Raw genomic sequence first — 26,384 nt, 5'->3', positions numbered from 1 at the left:
AAATTAACTCTCTTTCACCTGCCCCCGCAAAACCGGCACCGGTAACCACGCACGAATGCTCAAACCACCCCGCTCGCTGGTGCCAATTTCCAGCAGTCCGTTATGGTTATCCACAATACGCTGCACAATCGCCAGGCCTAAGCCGGTTCCGCTGGTGCTGCGCGCGCTGTCGCCACGCACAAACGGCTGGAACAGGTGCTTACGCTGCTCAGGCTTGATGCCCGGGCCATCGTCTTCCACCTGGAACCAGGCGCGGTTGAGTTCCGTACCGCTACTGACTTTGATCCAGCCGTTGCCGTAGCGCGCCGCGTTGACCACCATGTTCGCCACCGCGCGTTTAATCGAAAGTGGGTGCATACGTACCTGAATCTCGCCCGCCTGAAGGTCGGTCGCAATTTCACGTTCGTAGCCACTTTCGGCGGCGACCACTTCGCCCAGAACCGCGTTCAGATCCGCCATCTCCATCGGCATCTCCTGCCCGGTGCGCAGGTAGTCAATAAACTGCTCGATGATGGCGTTACACTCTTCGATATCCTTGTTGATGGACTCTGCAAGATAACCATCCTGCTCGCCCATCATCTCTGTCGCCAGCCGGATACGCGTCAGCGGCGTGCGTAAATCGTGACTGACGCCCGCCATGAGTAACGTACGGTCATCCGCCAGCTGTTTAACGCCTGCCGCCATGTGGTTAAACGCACGCGTTACCGAGCGCACTTCCGACGCGCCATACTCGCGCAGCGGCGGGGGGATAATCCCTTTGCCGACCTGCAATGCCGCATGCTCCAGGTCAACCAGCGGTCGGTTCTGAATACGAATAAACAGCCACGCGCCGCCGATGGCCAGCAGCATGATCGCCAGGGTGTAACGGAACAGCGGCGAGAAGTCGCCCTGATGGATCTCGGTGAGGGGAACACGCACCCAGATGTTGGGTGACAGCCAGGTTTTCAGCCAGACAACCGGTGAGCTTTTATTGACCTCAACGCGCACTTCCGTCGGGCCACCAAGCTGCTGCGCCATCTGCTGGCTGAGGAATTCGTAGTGCTGCGCCCAGCGCAGGCCAGCATCTTCCGCCGCTTCGTTCGAATAAAGAGAAATGCCCAGCTCACGGTAGATTTCCCGACGGAACGCCGGGGGAACAACCAACTGCGTGCCGTCCTCCAGTTGCAGTTTGTCGGTCATCAGCATACGCACTTCGTATGCCAGTACCTTATTAAACTGCTGAAGGCTCGGCAGGATCGCAAAGTTCAGCACCACCAGGTAGGTCGTCACCAGGCTGACGAACAGCAGGGTGACGATCAATAACAGCGTGCGGGCAAACGAACTTCGCGGCGAGAAGCGCATTCGCCTCATGCTTTAGAGCCGTCCGGGACAAACACGTAGCCCAGACCCCACACGGTCTGAATATAGCGAGGATGCGCCGGATCTTCTTCCACCATGCGGCGCAGACGAGAGATCTGCACGTCGATAGAACGCTCCATCGCGGAATATTCACGACCACGGGCCAGGTTCATCAGCTTGTCACGGGAGAGCGGCTCACGCGGGTGGCTGACCAGCGCTTTGAGCACCGCGAACTCACCGCTGGTGAGCGGCATTGGCTCATCTTCACGGAACATCTCACGGGTGCCGAGGTTCAGCTTGAACTTACCGAATGCAATGACGGCCTCTTCCTGAGACGGCGCGCCCGGCAGCTCGTTCGCCTGACGACGCAGCACGGCGCGAATACGCGCCAGCAGTTCACGCGGGTTGAACGGTTTTGGAATGTAGTCATCAGCGCCGATCTCAAGGCCGACAATGCGGTCAACTTCTTCACCCTTCGCCGTTACCATGATGATCGGCATCGGGTTGCTCTGGCTGCGCAGACGTCGGCAGATGGAAAGCCCGTCTTCGCCAGGCAGCATCAGGTCTAACACCATCAGGTGGAAGGATTCACGCGTCAGCAGGCGATCCATCTGTTCCGCGTTCGCGACGCTACGAACCTGGAAGCCCTGCTCGGTCAGATAACGTTCCAGCAGCGCACGCAGGCGCATGTCGTCATCTACGACCAGAATTTTGTAGTTCTCTTGCATTGTGTGTACTCCCAAAGGTTCGGATAGGCCTGGAACAGCGTATTCTAAAAAAGTGCACGTGTTCGACCAGCAAATTCTGGTATAAATTCTAGACGAAATTGTTACAAAGCATATTTAACAGCAGCTTATCTGTTCATTTCATCACATAAATCATTATTAATCTTGTCTGTTACACTGTGCGCTACGTATTGTGCGCAAAGACAGTTAACCGGCATTGAAGGCTGCACCATGAAAACGCCCCTGATCACCCGTGAAGGGTACGAGAAACTCAAAAAAGAGATGGACTACCTGTGGCGCGAGGAGCGTCCGGAAGTGACCAAAAAAGTCACCTGGGCAGCAAGCCTGGGCGACCGCAGCGAGAATGCGGACTACCAGTACAATAAAAAGCGGCTGCGCGAGATCGATCGCCGGGTACGTTACCTGACCAAGTGCCTCGAGAATCTCAAAATTGTCGATTACTCCCCGCAGCAGGAAGGTAAAGTCTTCTTCGGCGCCTGGGTGGAGATCGAAAACGACGACGGCCAAACCCTGCGTTTTCGCATCGTCGGCTACGATGAAATTTTCGGTCGTAAGGATTACATTTCTATCGACTCACCCATGGCCCGCGCCCTGCTGAAAAAAGAGGTGGGTGACCTGGCCGTCGTTCAGACGCCTGCCGGTGAAGCAAGCTGGTACGTCAACGAAATCGAGTATGTTAAATAGTCCGAGAGCGCCCTCCCCGGCTGGCATTTTTTGGTGTCAGCCCGTATAACTATCCCCCTGATTTTCGATCCACAAGATGAACTGACCATGATGAAAGAGTCGCTCTGCCGCATTATTGCGGGTGAACTTCAGGCCAGAGCCGAACAGGTAGAAGCTGCCGTTCGCCTGCTTGATGAAGGGAACACCGTGCCGTTTATTGCACGTTATCGTAAGGAAGTCACCGGCGGTCTGGATGACACGCAGCTGCGTAACCTGGAGACCCGACTGGGCTATCTGCGCGAGCTGGAAGACCGACGTCAGGCGATCCTCAAATCTATCGGCGAGCAGGGCAAGCTGACCAGCGAGCTGGAAAGCGCCATTAACGGTACCCTGAGTAAAACCGAACTCGAAGACCTCTATCTGCCGTACAAACCGAAGCGCCGAACGCGCGGGCAGATTGCTATCGAAGCCGGCCTTGAGCCGCTGGCTGACCTGCTGTGGAACGAGCCGTCTCACGACCCGGAAGCCGAAGCCGCCAGGTTTATCGACGCCGACAAAGGCGTAGCGGACACCAAAGCCGCGCTGGACGGCGCGCGCTACATTCTGATGGAGCGCTTCGCTGAAGACGCGGCGCTGCTGGCCAAAGTGCGTGATTACCTGTGGAAGAATGCGCATATCGTCTCCACCGTGGTGTCCGGCAAAGAGGACGAAGGCGCGAAATTCCGCGACTACTTCGATCACCACGAACCCATTTCTACCGCACCGTCTCACCGCGCGCTGGCGATGTTCCGTGGCCGTAACGAAGGCGTGCTGCAACTCTCCCTGAATGCCGATCCGCAGTTTGATGAGCCGCCAAAAGAGAGCCACTGCGAGCAGATCATTATCGATCACCTCGGTCTGCGCCTGAACAACGCCCCGGCGGACAGCTGGCGCAAAGGCGTGGTGAGCTGGACCTGGCGCATTAAGGTGCTGATGCACCTCGAAACCGAACTGATGGGCACCGTGCGCGAGCGCGCCGAAGACGAAGCGATCAACGTCTTCGCCCGTAACCTGCACGACCTGCTGATGGCTGCGCCAGCTGGCCTGCGCGCCACCATGGGTCTCGATCCGGGTCTGCGTACCGGCGTGAAGGTGGCCGTGGTTGACGGCACCGGCAAGCTGGTTGCCACCGACACCATTTACCCACACACCGGTCAGGCAGCGAAAGCGGCTGTCGTCGTCGCCGCGCTGTGCGAGAAGTACAACGTTGAGCTGGTTGCCATCGGTAACGGTACGGCATCCCGCGAAACCGAGCGTTTCTACCTGGACGTGCAGAAGCAGTTCCCGAAAGTGACGGCGCAGAAGGTGATCGTCAGCGAAGCGGGGGCATCGGTCTACTCCGCCTCAGAACTGGCGGCACAGGAGTTCCCGGATCTGGACGTTTCCCTGCGCGGTGCGGTCTCTATTGCCCGTCGTTTACAGGATCCGCTGGCGGAGCTGGTGAAGATCGACCCGAAATCCATCGGCGTGGGCCAGTATCAGCACGACGTGAGCCAGACGCAGCTGGCGCGCAAGCTGGATGCAGTAGTGGAAGACTGCGTTAACGCCGTCGGCGTGGACCTGAACACCGCTTCCGTTCCCCTGCTTACCCGCGTGGCGGGCCTGACCCGGATGATGGCGCAGAATATCGTTGCCTGGCGTGATGAGAACGGTCAGTTCCAGAACCGCCAGCAGTTGCTGAAGGTAAGCCGTCTGGGGCCGAAAGCGTTTGAGCAGTGCGCGGGCTTCCTGCGCATCAACCACGGCGATAACCCGCTGGATGCCTCTACCGTTCACCCGGAAGCGTACCCGGTGGTTGAGCGTATTCTGGCCGCTACCCGGCAGGCGCTGAAAGATCTGATGGGCGACAGCAGCGCGCTGCGTAACCTGAAAGCGGTGGATTTCACCGACGAACAGTTCGGCGTGCCGACGGTCACTGACATCATCAAAGAGCTGGAAAAACCGGGCCGCGATCCGCGTCCTGAGTTTAAAACCGCAACCTTTGCTGACGGCGTGGAAACCATGAACGACCTGTTACCGGGCATGGTGCTGGAAGGGGCGGTAACCAACGTCACCAACTTTGGCGCGTTTGTGGATATCGGCGTGCATCAGGATGGTCTGGTGCATATCTCTTCCCTCGCCGACAAGTTCGTTGAAGATCCGCACACCGTGGTCAAAGCGGGCGACATCGTGAAGGTGAAAGTGCTGGAAGTGGATCTCCAGCGCAAGCGTATCGCCCTGACCATGCGTCTGGACGAGCAGCCGGGCGACACTAACGCGCGCCGTGGCGGTAATGGCGGTGGCCGTGAACAGCAGCGTCCGGCAGCGAAAGCCGCGAAGCCACGCGGACGTGACGCACAGCCTGCGGGCAACAGCGCAATGATGGATGCGCTGGCAGCGGCGATGGGTAAGAAACGCTAATGCTGTAAATGCCCCTCACCCTAACCCTCTCCCCAAATGGGAGAGGGAACTTGAATACCCTCGCCCCTTTGGGGAGAGGGCCGGGGTGAGGGGAAAAATTATATCGTAAAATATGAAACCGATTGCATATCCATATTTAAACCGCTATTTATCACCTCATTAACAAATGCCCTTCTTTTTATTTTCACCTCAATTTCGCAAATATTGAGCAAGGTCAAGCAGACCGCAAATTAATACGATTAACAACATCCCGTCACATTTTTATTATTGCTGATAAAAACTATTCTCATTATCATCGCAGTGTAGATTATTTAACCTCTCGTGGAATCAGGCGCTATGCAATTCACTCCAGACAGTGCGTGGAAAATTATCGGTTTTACCCGTGAGATAAGCCCGGCCTACCGGCAGAAGCTGCTGTCACTGGGCATGCTACCCGGCTCATCATTCCAGGTGGTGCGCGTTGCGCCGTTGGGCGATCCGGTTCATATCGAAACCCGACGCGTTAATCTGGTTCTGCGTAAAAAAGACCTCGCATTAATTGAAGTTGAATCTTTATCCCGTTAACAAGCCAGCGGTTTCAGTGAGTCTACTACAATGAAAAAATTAACTATTGGCTTAATTGGCAATCCAAATTCCGGCAAGACAACCTTATTTAATCAGTTAACCGGCGCCCGCCAGCGTGTGGGAAATTGGGCAGGCGTGACGGTTGAACGCAAAGAAGGCCAGTTCACCACGACAGATAATCAGGTCACGCTGGTTGATTTACCGGGGACCTATTCACTCACCACGATTTCCTCCCAGACCTCTCTCGATGAGCAGATTGCCTGCCACTATATTCTGAGCGGCGACGCGGATCTGCTCATCAACGTGGTGGATGCCTCCAATCTCGAACGCAATCTGTATCTCACGTTACAGCTGCTGGAGCTGGGTATTCCCTGCATCGTGGCGCTGAACATGCTCGACATCGCCGAGAAGCAAAAGCTGCGCATCGACGTCGATGCCCTCTCCGCCCGTCTGGGCTGCCCGGTGGTGCCGCTGGTTTCTACCCGCGCGCGCGGCATTGACGCCCTGAAGCTGGCGATTGACCGCCACACGGGCAATGCCGACGTCGAACTGGTCCACTACGCCCAGCCGCTGCTGCGCGAAGCCAGACAACTGGCGCAGGAGATGGATAACAGCATGCCCGCCAGACAACGCCTGTGGCTTGGTCTGCAAATGCTGGAAGGCGATATCTACAGCCGCGCCTACGCAGGCGATGCGGCGGATAAGCTGGACGTCGCACAGGCTCGCCTGAGCGACGAGCTGGATGACCCGGCCCTGCACATTGCAGATGCGCGCTATCAGGCCATCGCCGCTATCTGTGACGTGGTCAGCAATGCATTAACCGCTGAACCCAGCCGCTTCACCGCCGCCGTGGATAAGATTGTGCTCAACCGCTTCCTCGGTTTGCCGATCTTTTTACTGGTGATGTACGTGATGTTCCTGCTCGCCATTAACATCGGCGGCGCATTACAACCCATCTTTGATGGCGGCTCTGTCGCTATTTTCGTGCACGGCATTCAGTGGCTGGGCTACACCCTCCACTTCCCGGAATGGTTGACCATCTTCCTTGCGCAGGGGATCGGCGGCGGGATCAACACCGTCCTGCCGCTGGTACCGCAGATCGGCATGATGTACCTGTTCCTCTCCTTCCTCGAAGATTCCGGTTACATGGCGCGCGCCGCCTTCGTGATGGACCGCCTGATGCAGGCGCTGGGGCTGCCGGGCAAATCCTTCGTGCCGCTGATTGTTGGTTTCGGCTGTAACGTGCCGTCAGTCATGGGCGCGCGTACGCTGGATGCCCCGCGCGAACGCCTGATGACCATCATGATGGCGCCGTTCATGTCCTGCGGCGCGCGACTGGCGATCTTCGCGGTCTTTGCCGCGGCGTTCTTTGGTCAGGAAGGGGCGCTGGCCGTCTTCTCCCTGTATGTGCTGGGTATCGTGATGGCTATTCTCACCGGCCTGATGCTGAAGCACACCATCATGCGTGGCGAAGCGTCGCCGTTCGTGATGGAACTGCCGGTTTATCACGTTCCGCATCTGAAAAGCCTGATTATTCAGACATGGCAGCGCCTGAAGGGCTTCGTTCTGCGCGCCGGTAAGGTGATTGTGGTGGTCAGCATTTTCCTGAGCGCCCTGAACAGTTTCACCCTGAGCGGCCAGGCCGCGGACAACATTAATGACTCTGCCCTTGCCTCCGTCAGCCGCGTCATTACGCCGGTCTTCAAACCGATTGGCGTGCAGGAAGACAACTGGCAGGCAACCGTGGGCCTGTTTACCGGCGCAATGGCAAAAGAGGTGGTTGTCGGCACCCTGAACACGCTTTACACCGCGGAAAACATTCAGGAAGAGGAGTTTAATCCGGCTGCGTTCCACCTCGGGGATGAACTGCTCGGCGCGATGGAAGAGACCTGGCAGAGCCTGAAAGACACCTTCAGTCTGAGCGTACTGGCGAACCCGATTGAAGCCAGCAAAGGCGACGGCGAAATGGCGACCGGGGCAATGGGCGTGATGGGCCAGAAATTTGGCAGCGCGTCAGCGGCCTACAGCTACCTGATCTTCGTCCTGCTCTATATTCCGTGCATCTCGGTCATGGGCGCCATTGCCCGTGAGTCCAGCCGCGGCTGGATGGGCTTCTCCATTCTGTGGGGGCTGAACATTGCCTACTCGCTGGCGACCGTGTTTTATCAGGCCGTCAATTACAGTCAACATCCGCGCTACAGCCTGGTCTGTATTCTGGCGGTGATCCTGTTTAACGTGATGGTGATTGGCCTGCTGCGCCGGGCGCGTAGCCGCGTTAACGTTAACCTGCTGGCAACGCGCAAAACCCCGACAACCTGCTGTAGCAGCCCTGCGGGCGACTGTCACTAAGGGGAAAAGAACATGGCATCGTTGATTCAGGTTCGTGATTTACTGGCGTTGCAGGGGCGAATGGAGGCGAAGCAGCTCAGCCTCAGCCTGCATACGCCGCAGCCGATGATCGATGCCATGCTGGAAAGGCTGGAGGCCATGGGGAAAGCCGTGCGCATTCAGGAAGAGCCGGACGGTTGTCTGTCCGGCAGTTGTAAGCGTTGCCCGGAAGGGAAAGCCTGTCTCAGGGAGTGGTGGACGCTTCGCTAATAAAACCGGACAGCGCCGAACAAAACTCAGCAGGATGAGAGATGAATGGCGCATGGGCCGCTTTGGCCACCACCATTGATTTACTCTCCGGCCACAGCGCATCCAGCAGCGGAACCACCTTGCGCGGGACCAGTCCATCCAGATAGCCATAAATACGCAGATGCGGCACCGTCAGCGATGCCAGCGGCTCGCGCAGATCGACCGTTTTCAGGATCTCCAGCCCTCCGTTCAGCACCTCAACTTCCGGCATCGGCAGAGAAAGCACCGTCTGCTTCAGCGTCCGCGCGTCCTGACGGGCGGTTTCTGTTCCCATCGTCTGTAATGCCAGGAAACGCTCCACCGTCCGCTGGAAGTCTTCACTCAGCTGGTGCTGGAACCCGGCGAGCACCTCGGGTTTGATGCCCGGCCACGCCTCGCGGGCGCTGAAACAGGGTGATGAGGCAACGGTGATCAACGCCTGTACCCGCTCAGGATGACGCAGCGCAATCTGGCTTGCCACCAGCCCGCCCAGGCTCCAGCCGAGCCAGACGGCTTTTTGCGGCGCCGCTTCCAGAACCTGCTCCGCCATGTCGTCGAGCGTCATCGCGCCATAGCCGTGGCTACGGCCATACCCCGGTAGATCCACCAGGTGTAGCGTGAATTGCGAGGCCAGTTCCTCACTTATGCAACGCCATACTTCCGCGTTCAGTCCCCATCCGTGCAGCAGCACAAGATGACAATTTCCCGTCCCAACGGTCTGCCACCACAGCGTCTTCATCAGTTAACGTTCTCTTTTTTCACATGGAGGTTGCGTATGCTAACAGTGCCCGGCTTGTGCTGGCTATGCCGAATGCCACTTACGCTGAGCGCGTGGGGCATCTGTTCCGTTTGCACGCGAGCGCTGGGTGACCTGAAGGGCTGTCCGCAATGCGGCTTGCCTGCCGTAAGCCAGACGCTGCCCTGTGGCCGATGCCTTAAAAAAGCGCCGCCGTGGAGCGCGCTGGTGGCGGTGGATGACTACGTTTTGCCGCTGAGCCGTCTGATTCATCAGTTTAAGTTTTCCAGCCAGACTACACTGGCGCAGCCCCTGGCACGTCTGTTATTACTGGCGGTATTGCAGGCGAGAAGAACGCGCGGACTGCCGCAGGTCGACACGCTCGTGAACGTGCCACTGTTTCAGCGTCGCCACTGGCGACGCGGATACAATCAAAGCGACCTGCTCTGCCGTCCGCTCGCCCACTGGCTGGGTTGCCGGTATCCAGCCTCTGCGCTGAAACGCATTCATGCCACTGCCGTTCAGCACCGCCTTAACGCCCGGTCGCGCAAAAGGAACCTGAAAAACGCCTTTCGCCTTGAATTGCCGGTCAACGGCCTCCATATCGCGATTGTGGATGATGTCGTCACCACGGGCAGTACCGTGGCTGAACTTTCCCGACTGCTTTTGCAAAGCGGCGCCGCGTCTGTTCAGGTATGGTGTCTGTGCCGTACCTTGTAGCCCTTCTCCAATGGGCGTATGATTATACCCAGGTAATTTAGTCAACTATTAGGCCAAAGCTATGATCCGTATTTCCGATTCTGCACAAGCGCACTTTGCCAAACTGCTGGCAAATCAGGAAGAAGGGACGCAGATCCGCGTGTTTGTGATCAATCCAGGCACTCCGAATGCAGAATGTGGTGTCTCTTATTGTCCTCCGGATGCTGTGGAAGCAACTGACACTGCCCTTAAATTTGAACAGCTCACCGCGTACGTTGATGAGCTGAGCGCGCCGTATCTTGAAGATGCGGAGATTGATTTCGTCACCGACCAGCTGGGTTCTCAGCTGACGCTGAAAGCGCCAAACGCGAAGATGCGTAAAGTCTCTGACGATGCCCCGCTGATGGAGCGTGTGGAGTATCTGCTGCAATCGCAGATCAACCCGCAGCTGGCTGGCCACGGTGGACGTGTTTCCCTGATGGAAATCACCGAAGATGGTCTGGCGATCCTGCAATTCGGCGGCGGCTGTAACGGCTGCTCCATGGTCGATGTGACCCTGAAAGAAGGGATCGAGAAGCAGCTGCTGAACGAATGCCCGGAACTGAAAGGCGTGCGCGATCTGACCGAGCACCAGCGCGGCGAGCACTCTTACTATTAATTCGGTGCCCGTCTGTATTGCCCGGTGGCGCTGCGCTTACCGGGCCTACAAAACTGTTACTGCATCCGAATCGTACGCCGGGTAAGGCGTAGCTGCCACCCGGCATTTATTTTCCCGCCGCTCCCCCTCTATATGTTGACCTGCGTCTCATAATTCAAATTTTGCCTCCCTGGGTGATTCTCAATCACCGCATGTTACCCGTATCATTCTCGTGGGCACTCAACACCCTTATAACAGCCGACTAAACTTAATGTTTTCGCAGGCATCAGTATGAGTGCCGTTAACACTCTGTTCCCAGTTGGGACAACCGGAATTTGTCGTTGAAACAATGACGTTACCCATAACAATTCAAAGGCCAGGTCAATCATGCCATTAGTCATCGTCGCTATCGGTGTTGTGTTATTACTGCTCTTGATGATCCGCTTCAAAATGAACGGATTTATCGCTCTGGTTCTGGTGGCACTTGCAGTCGGTCTGATGCAGGGAATGCCGCTGGTTAAAGTTATCAGCTCCATTAAAGCCGGTGTCGGCGGTACGCTCGGCAGCCTGGCGCTGATCATGGGCTTCGGCGCCATGCTCGGTAAAATGCTCGCGGACTGCGGTGGCGCGCAGCGTATTGCCACCACGCTGATCGAGAAATTTGGCAAGAAGAACATTCAATGGGCAGTCGTGTTAACCGGTTTTACCGTCGGTTTTGCGCTGTTCTATGAAGTGGGCTTCGTCCTGATGCTGCCGCTGGTGTTCACCATCGCCGCTGCCGCCAACATCCCGCTGCTGTTCGTGGGTGTGCCAATGGCTGCGGCGCTGTCCGTCACCCACGGCTTCCTGCCGCCGCACCCGGGTCCAACGGCTATCGCCACCATCTTCCACGCCGATATGGGGAAAACCCTGCTGTTCGGTACGATTCTGGCGATCCCAACGGTAATTCTGGCTGGCCCTGTTTATGCCCGCTTCCTGAAAGGCATCGATAAGCCTATCCCGGAAGGGCTGTACAGCGCCAAAACCTTCACGGAAGAAGAGATGCCTGGCTTTGGCGTCAGCGTCTGGACTTCACTGGTGCCGGTGATCCTGATGGCGATGCGTGCCATAGCAGAAATGGTTCTGCCGAAAGGCCACGCGTTCCTGTCCGTTGCGGAGTTCCTGGGCGACCCGGTGATGGCAACGCTGATTGCGGTTCTGATCGCCATGTTCACCTTCGGTCTTAACCGTGGTCGTTCCATGGATCAGATCAACGACACGCTGACCTCGTCCATCAAAATCATTGCCATGATGCTGCTGATCATCGGCGGCGGCGGCGCGTTCAAGCAGGTGCTGGTCGACAGCGGCGTGGACAAATACATCGCCGCCATGATGCATGAAACCAACGTATCGCCGCTCCTGATGGCCTGGTCTATTGCCGCGGTGCTGCGTATTGCGCTGGGTTCTGCGACCGTTGCGGCGATTACCGCGGGCGGCATTGTTGCGCCGCTGATTGCCACCACCGGCGTCAGCCCTGAACTGATGGTTATCGCGGTCGGTTCCGGTAGCGTGATTTTCTCTCACGTGAACGATCCGGGCTTCTGGCTGTTCAAGGAGTACTTCAACCTGACCATCGGTGAAACCATCAAGTCCTGGTCCGCGCTGGAAACCATTATTTCGGTGTGCGGCCTGGTCGGGGTGCTGCTGTTGAATATGGTGGTTTGATGTAAAAAAGCCGGGTGGCGCTGACGCTTACCCGGCCTACATTCGATTCCCTCTCCCCTTTGGGGAGAGGACTAGGGTGAAACTACCGCTTCTTACCCACCGCCCTTCTGCGCTTGTCCAAATCCTTAATCAGCCTGTTCACCCCGTCATCGGCAAACATCGCTTCAAGCGTTGTGGACAGCTTGCGTCGCCAGTTTTTGTACTGATAGCTGGTGCCGGGAATGTTTACCGGCTCCGCCATATCTATCCAGTCTTCCGGTTGCAGGCCGAGCAACGCGCTGTTGCTGTCGGCAATATAGCGCTGTAAGCCACGGTTAAGCGTTGGCGTCATCGACATCAATGACGCCTTATGCCCGGCGCGCTTCGGCAGACAGCCATGCTTATGCAGCGCATCCAGCAGCCCCTGCTTCGCCAGCTCGCGATCCTGATACAGCCCACGCAGAACCTCTTCATCAGGATACAGCCCCAGCGTTTTACCAAGCGTCAGGTCGCCGCTTTCCCAGTAGCCACGAAGCGTAGGAAGGTCATGCGTCGTCGCGACTGCCATTGACTGTTCAGGGTACGCTTTCGGCGCGCGGAAGGTTTTCTCATGGTCATTTTCAAAATAGAGCACTTTGTAGGAGTAAACCCCGCTGTCGCGGAGCTTGCTGACAATTTCCACCGGTACGGTACCGAGATCTTCGCCAATCACCATGCACTGATGACGCTTACTCTCCAGCGCAAGAATTGAGAGCAGATCGTCCACCGGATACTGCACGTACGCCCCGTGGTCGGCGGTTTCACCGTACGGGATCCACCACAGGCGCAGCACGGACATCACGTGGTCGATACGCAACGCGCCGCAGTTCTGCATGTTCGCGCGCAGCAGGTCGATAAACGGCTCGTAGGCACGCGCCGCCATCACGTGCGGATCCATCGGCGGCAAGCCCCAGTTCTGACCAAGCGGGCCAAGGATATCCGGCGGTGCGCCCACGGAAGCTTTCAGGCAGTAAAGTTCACGGTCACACCAGGTTTCCGCCCCGCCTTCCGCCACGCCAACGGCCAGATCGCGATACAGGCCGATCGGCATCTTATAGCCCTGGCTCACCTGCCAGCAGGCGGCAAACTGGCTGTAGGCCAGCCACTGCAACCAGAGATAGAAATCCACCTCGTCGGCATGCGTCTTACAAAACGCCTTCACTTCCGGGGTATCAACGGACTGATAGGCTTCCGGCCACACCGGCCAGCCCCAGCGCATCTCGTCCTCCTGCACCTGATACGCATGCAGCGCGTCAAACGCTGCCTGCCAGTAAAGACTCTCACCTTCCTGCATCACAAACTGGCGGAAGGCCGCCATCTGCTCGTCATCGCGCTTCGCAAAGCCTTTCCACGCCAGACGCAGCGCCGCCATTTTCAGCGCGGTCACGGAGGCATAATCGACCCAGTCTGCGTCCCGGGCCTGTTTCAGCATCTGCTGGGTGGTCTCAAGCTTCCACCAGGCCTGCGCCTCTTTGCTGTTTTTGAAATCGTCTAACGCGTTAACGTCGATGTAAATTACGTTCAGCCAGCGCCGCGAAGACGGGCTGTACGGGCTGGCGCTTTCCGGGTTGGCCGGATAGAGGGCGTGGATCGGGTTGAGGCCGATAAACGCGCCGCCGCGCTCACCAACAGATGCCAGCATCTTCTTCAGGTCGCCAAAATCACCGATGCCCCAGTTGCTGTCCGAACGCAGCGTATAGAGCTGCACACAGGCGCCCCACAGCTTTTTGCCTTCGAGCAGCGCCTGCGGCTCATAGCAGCGCTTCGGCGCGACGATCACCCGGCAGTGAAAACGCTGTTCGTCCTGGGTGAGCGTCAGGCTGTGATACCCCTCCGGCAGCTTCGCCGGAAGGGTGAACGTTTTGCCGCCGGTGGCATGACCTTTGTGCTGATGCCCCTCTTCGGTGGTGAGCAGCCAGCTGAATTCGCCGCGCCCTTCTACCGCCAGCGACATCTTTTTACCCGCGGTAAAGACCTTCACGTTTGGCACCGGGGCAACCGACGCTTTCGCGTCGATTTTGTGCATCGCATCGAGCAAACGTCTTTTGGTGTCCGCACCAATAGACTGCGGTTTGCCGTGCGCATTGATGTAACTGAGGCTAATTCCCGCCGCCTGCGCGGCACTGTCCAGACGTTTACTCTCCATCGCGCTTCCTTAGCGTTTTGCCTGCCAGATACGGGCCTGATAATCACGGATTGAGCGGTCAGAGCTGAACATGCCGCAGCGTGCGGTGTTCAGGATACACGCGCGGGTCCAGGCATCCTGGTCGCGATAGAGCACGTCCACCTGCTTCTGCGCTTCAACGTAAGCGGTGAAGTCTGCCATCACCAGGTACGGGTCGCCGCCCTGTTTGTCCATGCTGTGCAGCATCTGGTCAAACGCGTGCTTGTCGCCGTCGCTGTACTTCCCGCTTTCCAGCTCTTTCAGCACCGCATCCAGCACTTTGTCTTTTTTACGCCATTTCACCGGGTCGTAGCCTTTGGCTTTGATGGCTTTCACTTCTTCAACAGTATGGCCGAAGATAAAGATGTTCTCTTCGCCGACCTTCTCCGCGATTTCTACGTTCGCACCGTCCAGCGTGCCGACGGTCAGCGCGCCGTTGAGCGCCAGCTTCATGTTGCCGGTACCGGAGGCTTCTTTACCGGCGGTAGAGATCTGCTCGGAAATATCCGCCGCCGGGATCAGCATTTCCGCCGCAGAGACGCAGTAATCCGGCAGGAACACTACCTTCAGCTTGTCGCCCACTTTCGGATCGTTATTGATCGCCGCCGCCACCTTATTAATGGCGAGGATAATATTTTTCGCCAGGTAGTAGCCCGGCGCCGCTTTCGCACCGAACAGGAACACGCGCGGCACGCGGTCGGCCTGCGGGTTCTCGCGGATCTCTTTGTACAGCGCCAGAATGTGCAGCAGGTTCAGGTGCTGACGTTTGTACTCGTGCAGGCGTTTGATCTGGATATCGAAAATCGCGTTCGGGTTAATTTCAATCCCGGTACGCACTTTCACAAATTCCGCCAGACGCACTTTGTTCTCCAGCTTAATGGCGCGGTACTGCTCGCGGAACTTCGCGTCGTCGGCCTGTTTTTCCAGGTTGATCAACTGGTCCAGATCGTTGGCCCACTCTTTCTTCAGGGTCTTGTCCAGCAGGCCTGCCAGCAGCGGGTTGCACTGTTTGATCCAGCGACGCGGCGTGATGCCGTTGGTCACGTTATGGAATTTGGTCGGCCACAGCTGGTGGTATTCCGGGAACAGATCTTTCACCACCAGATCCGAGTGCAGCGCCGCCACGCCGTTAACGGCAAAGCCGCTGACCACGCACATGTTCGCCATGCGCACCTGTTTGTTGTGTACCACGGCCAGCTTCGCCCAGACGGCTTTGTCGCCCGGCCAGGTTTTCTCCACCAGGGTTTTAAACTGGTCGTTAATCTTGTTGATGATCTGCATATGGCGCGGCAGCAGCGTTTTCACCAGCTTCTCATCCCAGCACTCCAGCGCTTCTGGCATCAGGGTGTGGTTGGTGTAGGCGAAGGTGCGGCTGGTGATGGCCCAGGCGTCGTCCCAGCTTAGCTGATGCTCGTCGATCAGCACGCGCAGCAGTTCAGGGATGGCAATGGTCGGGTGCGTGTCGTTCAGCTGGATCACTTCGAAGTCCGGCAGTTGCGCCAGCGTGCGGCCCGCCAGGTGATGGCGACGCAGAATGTCCGCCACGGAGCAGGCGCACTGGAAGTACTGCTGCATCAGACGCAGCTTCTTACCCGCCAGGTGGTTGTCGTTCGGGTAGAGGACTTTGGTCAGCTTCTCGGCGTCGATCCCTTGCTGCTCGGCGCGCAGGAAATCGCCGTCGTTGAATTTGGTCAGGTTAAACGGATGTGCGTGCTTCGCCTGCCACAGACGCAGCGGCTGCGCCACGCCGTTACGATAGCCAAGCACCGGCAGGTCCCAGGCTTCGCCAGTGATGGTGAACGCCGGTTCCCAAAGTCCCTGCTTCGTGACTTTCCCGCCAATGCCCACCTGCACATCCAGCTGCGCGTTGTGGCGGAACCACGGGTAGGTATTACGGTGCCAGTCATCCGGCGCTTCCATCTGATGGCCGTCGGCAAACGACTGACGGAACAGGCCGTACTGATAGTTCAGGCCATAGCCAATGGCCGACTGGCCCACCGTTGCCATGGAATCCAGGAAACAGGCCGCCAGACGTCCCAGACCGCCGTTACCCAGCGCCGGGTCAATCTCTTCTTCCAGCAGATCGGTCAGGTTGATGTCGTGCTCTTTCAGCACGTCACCAACGTCCTGATACCAGCCAAGGTTCAGCAGATTGTTGCCCGTCAGACGGCCAATCAGGAACTCCATCGAAATGTAGTTGACGTGACGCTGGCCCTTAACAGGCTTCGCCACAGGCTGAGCGTCCAGCTGCTCTGCGAGCGCCCCGCTCACCGCCTGCCACCACTGGTGAGGCGTCATCTCGTTTGCAGCATGAAGGCCAAAACGCTGCCACTGACGCGTCAGGGCAGCCTGAAATTGAGCTTTGTTGAAAGTAGGCTGTGACATAGGGAATCGGCATCCTGTAGAGAGAAAACACATTTGGCGCTAGTGTGCCTGGCTCATTGCGCCTCTTCCTCCTCCTGTCGGGGATTAGGCAGGGAGGAGTAGCGGGGATGAGCATAAAAGTGTGATCGAGGCCACTGTGTGAGTATGCGCCCGGTAAAAAAAGATATCCCGGAAGGGTGTCAAAGAAATGAAATGCCGTTTCGGTGGAAATTAATCCTCGCTGAAATGATTACTTATGTAGAATAATATTTCCGCGCGTCGGGATTATTCAGCACCACTATTAAGCCTGTGCAACTTTCCCAAAGTTTATTAACTTCAGCGTCATTATCTCTTTCTGAAACCAGTTTCAGCGCAACCGCGCCTTATGCAGGCAAGCCAGCAGCAGCGCGGCATCCAGCCATTTACAAAAAGTTCCATCAGCGATGCGAATGTTTTGTGACAGAGTGCAAATTCAGAGCCTCCAAACCCAGACATAACTTGCAATAGTTCCTCTATTGGCCGAACTTATAGATATTAATTACGAAGCGCAAAAAAAATAAATTCTCTCGTTCTCCACAGTGAAGTGAAAACTATGTTGATTCCGTCCAAATTAAGTCGCCCGGTTCGTCTTGACCATACTGTGGTCCGCGAGCGCCTGCTGGCTAAACTTTCCGGTGCGCATAATTTCCGACTGGCGCTGGTTACGAGTCCTGCGGGTTATGGAAAAACAACGCTCATTTCGCAATGGGCGGCAGGCAAAAGCGATCTTGGCTGGTACTCGCTGGATGAAGGTGATAACCAGCAGGAGCGTTTTGCCAGCTATTTAATTGCCGCAATTCAGCAGGCCACCAACGGACACTGCGTCACCAGCGAGGTGATGGTGCAAAAGCGCCAGTACGCCAGCCTGTCCTCTCTTTTCTCCCAGCTGTTTATCGAGCTGGCCGAATGGCATCGCCCGCTGTATGTGGTGATTGATGATTATCATCTGATCACCAACCCGGTTATTCATGAGTCCATGCGTTTCTTCCTGCGCCATCAGCCGGAAAACCTGACGCTGGTTGTTCTGTCGCGTAACCTTCCGCAGCTGGGCATTGCCAACCTGCGCGTGCGCGATCAGCTGCTGGAAATCGGCAGCCAGCAGCTGGCCTTTACCCATCAGGAAGCGAAACAGTTCTTTGACTGCCGCCTGACTTCGCCGATTGAGGCATCAGAAAGCAGCCGCCTGTGCGATGACGTTGCAGGCTGGGCCACGGCGCTACAGCTGATTGCCCTTTCCGCCCGGCAAAACAACAGCCCGACGCATCAGTCCGCGCGCCGCCTGGCGGGCATCAACGCCAGCCACCTGTCGGATTATCTGGTGGATGAAGTTCTCGACAGCATTGACCTCTCCACCCGTCATTTCCTGCTGAAAAGCTCCCTGTTGCGTTCCATGAACGATGCGCTGATTGTGCGCGTCACCGGCATTGAAAACGGGCAGCTTCAGCTTGAAGAGATTGAACGTCAGGGCCTGTTCCTGACGCGCATGGACGATCACGGCGAATGGTTTAGCTACCATCCGCTGTTTGGCAGTTTCCTGCGTCAGCGTTGCCAGTGGGAGCTGGCCGCAGAGCTGCCCGACATTCACCGCGCCGCCGCCGAAAGCTGGATGGCGCAAGGTTTCCCGAGCGAGGCTATCCACCATGCGCTGGCCGCCGGGGATGCCAGTATGCTGCGCGATATTCTGCTCAACCACGCATGGGGTCTGTTCAACCATAGCGAACTGACGCTGCTGGAAGAGTCATTGAAAGCGCTGCCGTGGGAGAGCCTGCTGGAAAACCCGCGTCTGGTGCTGCTCCAGGCCTGGCTAATGCAGAGCCAGCATCGCTACAGCGAAGTGAACACCCTGCTGGCGCGCGCCGAGCAGGAGATGGAAAGCGAGATGGATACCACCCTGCATGGCGAATTCAACGCCCTGCGTGCGCAGGTGGCGATTAACGACGGCGACCCGGATGAAGCCGAACGGCTGGCGATGGTCGCGCTGGATGAGTTGCCGCTGGCGAATTTTTACAGCCGCATTGTGGCCACCTCGGTGCACGGTGAAGTGCTGCACTGTAAGGGCGACCTCACACGTTCGCTTTCACTCATGCAGCAAACCGAACAGATGGCGCGCCGCCACGATGTCTGGCATTACGCCCTGTGGAGTCTGATCCAGCAAAGCGAGATTTTATTTGCTCAGGGGTTCCTGCAAGCCGCCTGGGAAAACCAGGAGAAAGCGTTCCAGCTGATCCGTGAACAGCATCTGGAACAGCTGCCGATGCACGAGTTCCTGTTGCGTATTCGCGCTCAGTTGCTGTGGGCATGGTCGCGTCTGGATGAAGCAGAAAGCTGCGCCCGTCAGGGTCTGAATGTGCTTTCGAGCTTCCAGCCGCAACAGCAATTACAGTGTCTGGCCCTGCTGGTGCAGTGCTCGCTGGCGCGCGGCGACCTGGATAATGCCCGCAATCACCTTAACCGCCTGGAAAACCTGCTTGGCAACGGGCAGTACCATAGCGACTGGGTTTCCAACGCCGATAAGGTCCGGGTGATTTACTGGCAGATGACCGGCGATAAAAAGTCCGCCGCCAACTGGCTGCGTCATACGCCTAAACCCGAATTTGCCAATAACCACTTCCTGCAAAGTCAGTGGCGCAACATCGCCCGCGTGCAGATCCTGCTGGGTGACTTCGAGCCTGCGGAGATCGTGCTGGAAGAGTTAAACGAAAACGCCCGTAGCCTGCGTCTGATGAGCGACCTGAACCGCAACCTGCTGCTGTTAAACCAGCTTTACTGGCAGGCGGGACGTAAAAACGATGCCCAGCGCGTGCTGCTGGAAGCGTTGCAACTGGCGAACCGCACCGGGTTTATCAGCCACTTTGTGATTGAAGGCGAAGTGATGGCCCAGCAGTTGCGCCAGCTGATTCAGCTCAACACGCTGCCAGAGCTGGATCAGCATCGCGCCCAGCGGATCCTGCGTGAGATCAACCAGCACCACCGCCACAAGTTTGCGCACTTCGATGAGAACTTCGTGGAACGTCTGCTTAATCATCCGGAAGTGCCGGAGCTTATACGCACCAGCCCGCTCACCCAGCGTGAATGGCAGGTGCTGGGGCTGATCTATTCCGGCTACAGCAACGAGCAGATTGCCGGTGAACTGGCGGTGGCGGCAACCACCATCAAAACGCACATTCGCAATCTGTATCAGAAGCTGGGCGTGGCGCACCGTCAGGACGCGGTGCAGCATGCGCAGCAGCTGTTGAAGATGATGGGATATGGGGTGTAATTCCTCTGCGGTCTGATGCCCTCACCCCGGCCCTCTCCCACGGGGAGAGGGTGAAAAGCTTTTCAACACAACTCTAACTGCAAATTATTATCTTTAATCACCTGCATCACGCCCGCTGGCGGCATCACGTCGGTGTAGAGCGCATCCACCATGCTGATGCTGCCCATGTTCACCATCGCGTTACGACCAAACTTGGAGTGATCCACCACCAGCATCACGTGGCGCGAGTTCTCAATAATTGCGCGCTTGGTGCGCACCTCGTGGTAATCGAACTCCAGCAGCGAGCCGTCGGTGTCGATGCCGCTGATCCCCAGAATGCCGAAGTCGAGGCGGAACTGAGAGATAAAATCGAGCGTCGCTTCGCCGATAATGCCCCCGTCGCGGCTACGCAGTTCGCCCCCCGCGAGGATGATGCGGAAGTCATCTTTCTGCATCAAGGTGTTGGCCACGTTCAGGTTGTTGGTCACCACGCGCAGGTTCTCGTGGTTCAGCAGGGCATGAGCGACCGCTTCCGGCGTGGTGCCGATATCAATAAACAGCGTCGCGCCGTTCGGGATCTGGCTCGCCACTTTACGGGCAATGCGCTCTTTCTCTGCCGTTTGCGTCGCTTTACGGTCGTGCCACGAGGTGTTCACCGAGCTGGACGGCAGCGCCGCGCCGCCGTGGTGACGCAGAATACGGTTCTGATCGGCCAGATCGTTGAGGTCACGACGGATGGTTTGCGGGCTGACGGCAAACTGCTCCACCAGCTCTTCAGTGCTGACGTATCCCTGTTTTTTTACCAGTTCGATAATGGCGTCATGACGTTGTGTTTGTTTCATGAAATATCCCTGGGAATTATGTTCGTTTTCGCGCATGGAGCGTATCGGCAAGCGCCATCGCCAGCCCGACCGCCAGGCCGGTAACGTGCGCACCATTGGCGATAGACATACCAAACAGATCAAACCATCCGGCAATAAGCCATATTAACGCAAAGGTTATTAATCCACGTTGTAAATAGATGCCGCTTTCCGGGTCGCGCTCGCCTCTGAGCCAGACGTAGCCCATCAGGGCGTATACCACGCCGGATAACCCGCCAAACCACGGGCCGCTGAATTTGTGCTGTACGTAGCCGCTCAACAGGGCGCTGATAAGGGTGATAACAATCAGCTTGCCGCTGCCGAGCCGCTTCTCAACGATACCGCCAAGATACCACCACCACAGCAGGTTAAAGAGGATATGCATCACCGAGAAGTGCATCAGCGCATGCGTGAAGTAGCGCCAGACGTCAAATTGCAGGGAGGGATCGTACGGCCATGCGAGGGCAATCATCACGCTCTGGTCGCCCACCACGCTCATAATAATGAAGACGATGATGCATGCCGCCATCAGCAACAGCGTAAACGGCCCTGCGCGCTCGCGGAGGGTGGCGAGGAAAGGAAAACGTTGGTAATGCAGGCCACTGTCGGTCTGCCCGGATTGCCAGCTTGCCGCCAGATAACGCGGGTCGCCCGGGTTTTCCAGAAAACGCGCCAGCTCAGCGTTCACGCGGCTGGCCTGGGTTTCGTCCGCCAGCCAGACATCCGTCTGTGTATGCTGCTGAATAGTCAGGATAATGCCCTGCGTCGCCATATAGTCGACAAACGCCTGGGCGACGCGCGGGTTGCTAAAAGAGGTGATCATCAACATGGGCAGCGGTCGCTTATTTCCACACAAAAGGGGACAGTATAGCGGGATCAGCGCTCAAACGCGTATTCAACTTCTGCCGGGAAATGACGATGCCAGGCATCGAAGCCGCCATCGACGCTGTACACCGCCTCGTAACCCTGCTGAAGCAGATACTGCGCCGCGCCTTTACTGCTGTTGCCGTGATAGCACATGACCATCACCGGGGTGTCGAAGTCGTTATCGCGCATAAACGCGCCCAATGAGTCGTTGGTGAGATGGAACGCGCCCGGCGTGTGGCCCATCGCAAAGCTCTGCGGATCGCGGATATCCACCAGCACCGCCGTTCCCTGGTGCATCTTCTGATGGGCTTCTTCTACATTAATACATTCAAACTGATCCATGGTGTTCTCTTTCGCTTATTCAGGTTTTATGCCGCCTGCTGACCCTCACCCCTGCCCTCTCCCTAAAAGGGAGAGGGAGCAAACCATCCCCTCGCCCCTCCGGGGAGAGGGTGAGGGTGAGGGGAGGGGCATCAGACCGCACTATTTTACCCCGTAGTGTACGTCCTGGCGGCGGGTAAACGCCATTATGTTATCCATATCACTCTAAATTGTTTTTTTGATGTTACCAAAAGCGCGTTCCTTTGCTATTATGAGCGATATCGAACATTTTTGAGCTTTAACGAAAGTGCATGAGGGTGTTATGGAAACCAAAGATCTGATTGTGATAGGCGGTGGCATCAACGGTGCCGGTATTGCGGTTGATGCCGCAGGACGCGGTTTATCCGTGCTGATGCTGGAAGCTAACGATCTCGCCTGCGCGACGTCGTCCGCCAGCTCCAAGCTGATCCACGGTGGCCTGCGCTACCTGGAACACTACGAATTCCGCCTGGTCAGCGAAGCGCTGGCCGAACGCGAAGTGCTGCTGAACATGGCCCCGCATCTGGCGATCCCGATGCGCTTCCGCCTGCCTCACCGCCCACACCTGCGTCCGGCGTGGATGATCCGCATTGGTCTGTTTATGTACGATCATCTGGGTAAACGCACCAGCCTGCCGGGTTCGACCGGTTTGCGTTTTGGCTCAGAATCGGTTCTTAAGCCTGAAATCGTGCGCGGTTTAGAATATTCCGACTGCTGGGTGGACGATGCGCGTCTGGTGCTGGCTAACGCCCAGATGGTCGAGAAGAAAGGCGGCGAGGTGAAAACCCGTACCCGCGCAACCGCCGCACGCCGCGAAAACGGCCTGTGGATTGTGGAAGCGGAAGACGTGGATACCGGCGAGAAGTTTAGCTGGAAAGCGCGCGGACTGGTGAACGCTACCGGTCCGTGGGTGAAACAGTTCTTCGATGACGGCATGCACCTGCCTTCACCCTACGGCATCCGCCTGATCAAGGGCAGCCACATTGTGGTGCCGCGTGTGCACACCCAGAAGCAGGCTTATATCCTGCAAAACGAAGATAAGCGCATCGTGTTTGTGATCCCGTGGATGGACGAGTTCTCCATCATCGGCACCACCGACGTGGAGTACAAAGGCGATCCGAAAAATGTTGAGATCGACGAGAGCGAAGTCAGCTATCTGCTGAAAGTGTACAACGCGCACTTTAAGAAACAGCTGGCGCGCGATGACGTGGTCTGGACTTACTCCGGCGTGCGTCCGCTGTGCGATGACGAGTCTGACTCACCGCAGGCCATCACCCGCGACTATACGCTCGATATTCATGACGTGGACGGTCAGGCGCCGCTGCTGTCGGTGTTTGGCGGTAAGCTCACCACCTACCGCAAACTGGCGGAGCACGCGCTGGAGAAACTGGCGCCGTATTACAAAGGCATCGGACCGGCATGGACCAAAGGCGCCGTGCTGCCTGGCGGTGATATCGGCGGTAACCGCGACGATTATGCCGCGAAGCTGCGCCGCCGCTTCCCGTTCATCACCGAAGGGATGGCGCGCCACTATGCCCGCACCTACGGCAGCAATACCGAACTGTTCCTCGGCGGCGCGAAAGAGATTGCCGATCTGGGCGAGCATTTTGGCCATGAGCTGTACGAAGCGGAGCTGCGCTACCTGGTGGAACACGAGTGGGTACGCCGTCTGGACGATGCCATCTGGCGTCGTACGAAAGAAGGTATGTGGCTGAACGCCGAGCAGCAGTCTCGCGTGGCGCAGTGGCTGGCGCAACATGCGGGAAAGCGTGAGCTTTCGCTGGCGTCGTAATTGAAAAAAGCCGGGTGGCGGCTCCGCCTTACCCGGCCTACAGGATCGAGTAGGCCCGGTAAGCGCAGCGCCACCGGGCGTTGTTTTACAACCTCACCGGATCAATATGCCAGATATTCTCGGCATACTCCTTGATGGTCCTGTCTGACGAGAAGTACCCCATGTTGGCGATGTTATGCATCGCGGCGCTGGTCCACTTCTCCTGCTGACGGTACAGTTCGTCCACCTTATCCTGACAATCCACATAGCTGCGGTAATCCGCCAGCACCTGATAGTGATCGCCAAAGTTAATCAGCGAGTCCACCAGGTCACGATAGCGTCCAGGCTCCTCAGGGTTAAACACCCCGGTGGCGATTTGCGTCAGCACCTGGCGTAACTCTTCATCCTCTTCATAATACTCACGCGGCGCGTAGCCCTGCTTGCGCAGCGCCTCCACCTCTTCCGCCGTATTCCCGAAGATAAAGATATTCTCCGCGCCCACATGCTCCAGCATCTCAACATTTGCGCCGTCCAGCGTGCCGATAGTCAGCGCGCCGTTCAGGGCAAACTTCATGTTGCTGGTGCCCGATGCTTCCGTCCCCGCCGTGGAAATCTGCTCAGAGAGATCCGCCGCCGGAATAATCAGTTGCGCCAGGCTTACGCTGTAGTTCGGGATAAACACCACCTTCAGCTTATCGCCAATGTCCGGATCGTGGTTCACCACCTTCGCCACATCGTTGATGAGATGAATAATGTGCTTCGCCATGTAGTACGCGGACGCCGCCTTACCGGCAAAGATTTTCACGCGCGGCACCCACTCCGCCGTCGGGTCAGCCTTGATGCGGTTGTAGTGGGTAATGACGTGCAGGACGTTCATCAGCTGCCGCTTGTACTCGTGGATGCGTTTGATCTGCACGTCGAACAGCGCTTTCGGGTTCGCCACCACGTTCAGATGCAGCGCCAGCCAGACCGACAGACGTTTCTTGTTCAGCAGCTTGGCTTCGCGCACGGCTTTGTTCACCGTCGGGAAATCAATGTGCTGCTCAAGCTCGCTCAGCTGGCTCAAATCGGTGCGCCAGGTGCGGCCAATGTTCTCATCCAGCACATCGGAGAGCGGCTGGTTCGCCAGCGCCAGCCAGCGGCGCGGGGTGACGCCGTTGGTCACGTTGCAGAAACGCGTCGGGAAGATCTTCGCGAAGTCTGCAAACAGTGACTGCACCATCAGGTTCGAGTGCAGTTCTGACACGCCGTTCACCTTGTGGCTGATCACCACCGCCAGCCAGGCCATGCGTACGCGACGACCATTGGATTCATCAATGATCGAGGCGCGGCTCAGCAGGCCGGTATCGTTCGGGTACTGCTCCTGCAAGGTCTTGAGGAAGTAGTCGTTGATCTCGAAGATGATTTGCAGGTGGCGCGGCAGAATTTTGCCGAGCATATCCACCGGCCACGTCTCCAGCGCTTCGCTCATCAGCGTATGGTTGGTGTACGAGAACACCTGGCAGGTGACTTCAAACGCGTCATCCCAGCTGAACTTATGCTCGTCAATCAGCAGGCGCATCAGTTCAGGGATCGAGAGCACCGGATGGGTGTCGTTGAGGTGAATGGCGGTTTTCTCCGCCAGATTCGCATAGGTTTTGTGCAGCTGATAATGACGGCTGAGAATGTCCTGAATCGTTGCCGAGACGAGGAAATACTCCTGACGCAGGCGCAGCTCGCGGCCGGAGTAGGTCGAGTCATCCGGATACAGGACGCGTGACACATTCTCGGAGTGGTTTTTATCTTCCACCGCCGCGAAGTAGTCGCCCTGGTTAAATTTACCCAGGTTGATCTCGCTACTGGCCTGCGCATTCCACAGGCGCAGGGTATTGGTCGCATCGGTGTCGTAGCCGGGAATGATCTGGTCATAGGCCACGGCGAGGATCTCTTCGGTTTCCACCCAGCGGGATTTTTTTCCTTCCTGCTGAATACGCCCGCCAAAACGCACCTTGTAGCGCGTATTGTGGCGCTTGAACTCCCACGGGTTACCGTACTCCAGCCAGTAGTCCGGGGACTCTTTCTGACGGCCATCCACGATGTTCTGCTTGAACATGCCATAGTCGTAGCGAATACCGTACCCGCGCCCCGGCAGCGCCAGCGTCGCCAGCGAGTCGAGGAAACAGGCGGCAAGACGCCCGAGACCACCGTTACCCAGCCCCGGGTCGTTCTCTTCGTCAATCAGCTCTTCTAAATCCAGCCCCATCTCTTCCAGGGCGTTTTTTACGTCGTCGTAGATACCGAGCGATAACAGCGCATTGGAGAGGGTGCGACCAATCAGAAACTCCATCGACAGGTAATAGACCTGACGCGTCTCCTGCGAAAGCTGGGCGCGGTTGGAGCGTAGCCAGCGTTCGACCATACGGTCACGCACCGCAAACAGCGTGGCGTTCAGCCACTCATGCTTGTTGGCAATAACGGGATCTTTCCCAATGGTAAACATCAGCTTATAGGCGATGGAGTGCTTCAACGCCTCAACGCTGAGCGTGGGGGAAGAGTAGCTAAATGGAGCATTCATATCAGTA

At 57.3% G+C, this 26,384-nt stretch carries 19 protein-coding genes; 10 read left to right on the top strand and 9 right to left on the bottom strand.

Annotated features, from left to right (window positions below):
* Positions 1-3: 3 nt before the first annotated feature.
* Together envZ and ompR are read right to left on the bottom strand one after the other, a co-directional pair.
* A complete protein-coding gene (envZ, locus tag ACOTX7_RS07320; RefSeq protein ID WP_003861615.1) occupies positions 4-1,350 on the bottom strand; it encodes a two-component system sensor histidine kinase EnvZ in 1,347 nt (448 codons plus the stop codon).
* Positions 1,347-2,066 (bottom strand): two-component system response regulator OmpR, encoded by a 720-nt coding sequence (gene ompR / locus ACOTX7_RS07315; RefSeq protein WP_001157751.1) that lies wholly within the window; start codon positions 2,064-2,066, stop codon positions 1,347-1,349. Before ompR ends, envZ begins: the two co-directional genes overlap by 4 nt.
* Before the next feature lie 228 nt (positions 2,067-2,294).
* Between ompR and greB the strand changes: the two genes are divergently transcribed.
* From greB to feoC, 5 genes are all read left to right on the top strand, one after another.
* Positions 2,295-2,768: a transcription elongation factor GreB gene (gene greB / locus ACOTX7_RS07310; RefSeq protein ID WP_000856689.1), complete on the top strand. Its 474-nt coding sequence runs from the start codon at positions 2,295-2,297 to the stop codon at positions 2,766-2,768.
* Between the two features lie 87 nt (positions 2,769-2,855).
* Positions 2,856-5,186 carry a Tex family protein gene (locus ACOTX7_RS07305; protein WP_221257181.1) on the top strand — a complete coding sequence of 777 codons (2,331 nt, stop codon included), beginning with the start codon at positions 2,856-2,858 and terminating at the stop codon, positions 5,184-5,186.
* A 336-nt stretch (positions 5,187-5,522) separates the two neighbouring features.
* A complete protein-coding gene (gene feoA, locus ACOTX7_RS07300) occupies positions 5,523-5,750 on the top strand; it encodes a ferrous iron transporter A (protein WP_003861611.1) in 228 nt (75 codons plus the stop codon).
* A gap of 30 nt (positions 5,751-5,780) precedes the next feature.
* Complete coding sequence (gene feoB, locus ACOTX7_RS07295) at positions 5,781-8,099, top strand: Fe(2+) transporter permease subunit FeoB (protein WP_221256565.1); 2,319 nt, start codon at positions 5,781-5,783, stop codon at positions 8,097-8,099.
* A gap of 12 nt (positions 8,100-8,111) precedes the next feature.
* Positions 8,112-8,348 (top strand): [Fe-S]-dependent transcriptional repressor FeoC, encoded by a 237-nt coding sequence (gene feoC / locus ACOTX7_RS07290; RefSeq protein WP_000157581.1) that lies wholly within the window; start codon positions 8,112-8,114, stop codon positions 8,346-8,348.
* Here the strand turns inward: feoC and bioH are convergent.
* Entirely contained in the window at positions 8,323-9,105 is a 783-nt protein-coding gene (gene bioH, locus ACOTX7_RS07285) for a pimeloyl-ACP methyl ester esterase BioH (RefSeq protein ID WP_213828245.1), read from the bottom strand. The two genes, feoC and bioH, sit on opposite strands and share 26 nt — an antisense overlap.
* 36 nt (positions 9,106-9,141) lie before the next feature.
* On the opposite strand from bioH, the gene gntX reads away from it, so the two are divergent.
* From gntX to gntT, 3 genes are all read left to right on the top strand, one after another.
* Positions 9,142-9,822, top strand: coding sequence for a DNA utilization protein GntX (gene gntX / locus ACOTX7_RS07280; protein WP_205925168.1), 681 nt, complete (start codon positions 9,142-9,144; stop codon positions 9,820-9,822).
* A gap of 61 nt (positions 9,823-9,883) precedes the next feature.
* A complete protein-coding gene (gene nfuA, locus ACOTX7_RS07275; protein WP_221256566.1) occupies positions 9,884-10,459 on the top strand; it encodes a Fe-S biogenesis protein NfuA in 576 nt (191 codons plus the stop codon).
* A 366-nt stretch (positions 10,460-10,825) separates the two neighbouring features.
* Positions 10,826-12,142, top strand: coding sequence for a gluconate transporter (gene gntT, locus ACOTX7_RS07270; protein ID WP_047353755.1), 1,317 nt, complete (start codon positions 10,826-10,828; stop codon positions 12,140-12,142).
* 82 nt (positions 12,143-12,224) lie between these two features.
* Here gntT and malQ read toward each other — a convergent pair whose 3' ends face one another.
* Both malQ and malP read right to left on the bottom strand, forming a co-directional pair.
* On the bottom strand, positions 12,225-14,306 hold the full coding sequence (gene malQ / locus ACOTX7_RS07265) for a 4-alpha-glucanotransferase (protein WP_221813297.1): 2,082 nt from the start codon (positions 14,304-14,306) through the stop codon (positions 12,225-12,227).
* 9 nt (positions 14,307-14,315) lie between these two features.
* On the bottom strand, positions 14,316-16,709 hold the full coding sequence (malP, locus tag ACOTX7_RS07260) for a maltodextrin phosphorylase (RefSeq protein WP_205922695.1): 2,394 nt from the start codon (positions 16,707-16,709) through the stop codon (positions 14,316-14,318).
* A gap of 571 nt (positions 16,710-17,280) precedes the next feature.
* On the opposite strand from malP, the gene malT reads away from it, so the two are divergent.
* Positions 17,281-19,986 (top strand): HTH-type transcriptional regulator MalT, encoded by a 2,706-nt coding sequence (malT, locus tag ACOTX7_RS07255; RefSeq protein ID WP_221256568.1) that lies wholly within the window; start codon positions 17,281-17,283, stop codon positions 19,984-19,986.
* A 62-nt stretch (positions 19,987-20,048) separates the two neighbouring features.
* On the opposite strand, the gene ACOTX7_RS07250 is transcribed toward malT, so the two are convergent.
* From ACOTX7_RS07250 to glpE, 3 genes are read right to left on the bottom strand one after another with little or no spacing between them, the layout of a single operon-like run.
* Positions 20,049-20,807, bottom strand: coding sequence for a DeoR/GlpR family transcriptional regulator (locus ACOTX7_RS07250; RefSeq protein ID WP_000815090.1), 759 nt, complete (start codon positions 20,805-20,807; stop codon positions 20,049-20,051).
* 16 nt (positions 20,808-20,823) lie between these two features.
* Positions 20,824-21,654 carry a rhomboid family intramembrane serine protease GlpG gene (gene glpG, locus ACOTX7_RS07245; protein WP_221256569.1) on the bottom strand — a complete coding sequence of 277 codons (831 nt, stop codon included), beginning with the start codon at positions 21,652-21,654 and terminating at the stop codon, positions 20,824-20,826.
* 47 nt (positions 21,655-21,701) lie between these two features.
* Entirely contained in the window at positions 21,702-22,034 is a 333-nt protein-coding gene (gene glpE, locus ACOTX7_RS07240) for a thiosulfate sulfurtransferase GlpE (RefSeq protein WP_006812253.1), read from the bottom strand.
* A gap of 301 nt (positions 22,035-22,335) precedes the next feature.
* Between glpE and glpD the strand changes: the two genes are divergently transcribed.
* On the top strand, positions 22,336-23,844 hold the full coding sequence (glpD, locus tag ACOTX7_RS07235) for a glycerol-3-phosphate dehydrogenase (protein WP_221256570.1): 1,509 nt from the start codon (positions 22,336-22,338) through the stop codon (positions 23,842-23,844).
* 85 nt (positions 23,845-23,929) lie between these two features.
* Here glpD and glgP read toward each other — a convergent pair whose 3' ends face one another.
* Positions 23,930-26,377 carry a glycogen phosphorylase gene (gene glgP, locus ACOTX7_RS07230; protein WP_205922694.1) on the bottom strand — a complete coding sequence of 816 codons (2,448 nt, stop codon included), beginning with the start codon at positions 26,375-26,377 and terminating at the stop codon, positions 23,930-23,932.
* Positions 26,378-26,384: the final 7 nt, after the last annotated feature.

It is taken from the genome of Enterobacter cloacae complex sp. IR5418, from assembly GCF_049238105.1.
In the GTDB taxonomy this organism is placed as follows: Bacteria; Pseudomonadota; Gammaproteobacteria; order Enterobacterales; family Enterobacteriaceae; genus Enterobacter; species Enterobacter hormaechei.
The sequence above is the reverse complement of the archived record's forward strand: the minus strand, read 5'-3'. Positions and strand labels throughout refer to the sequence as shown.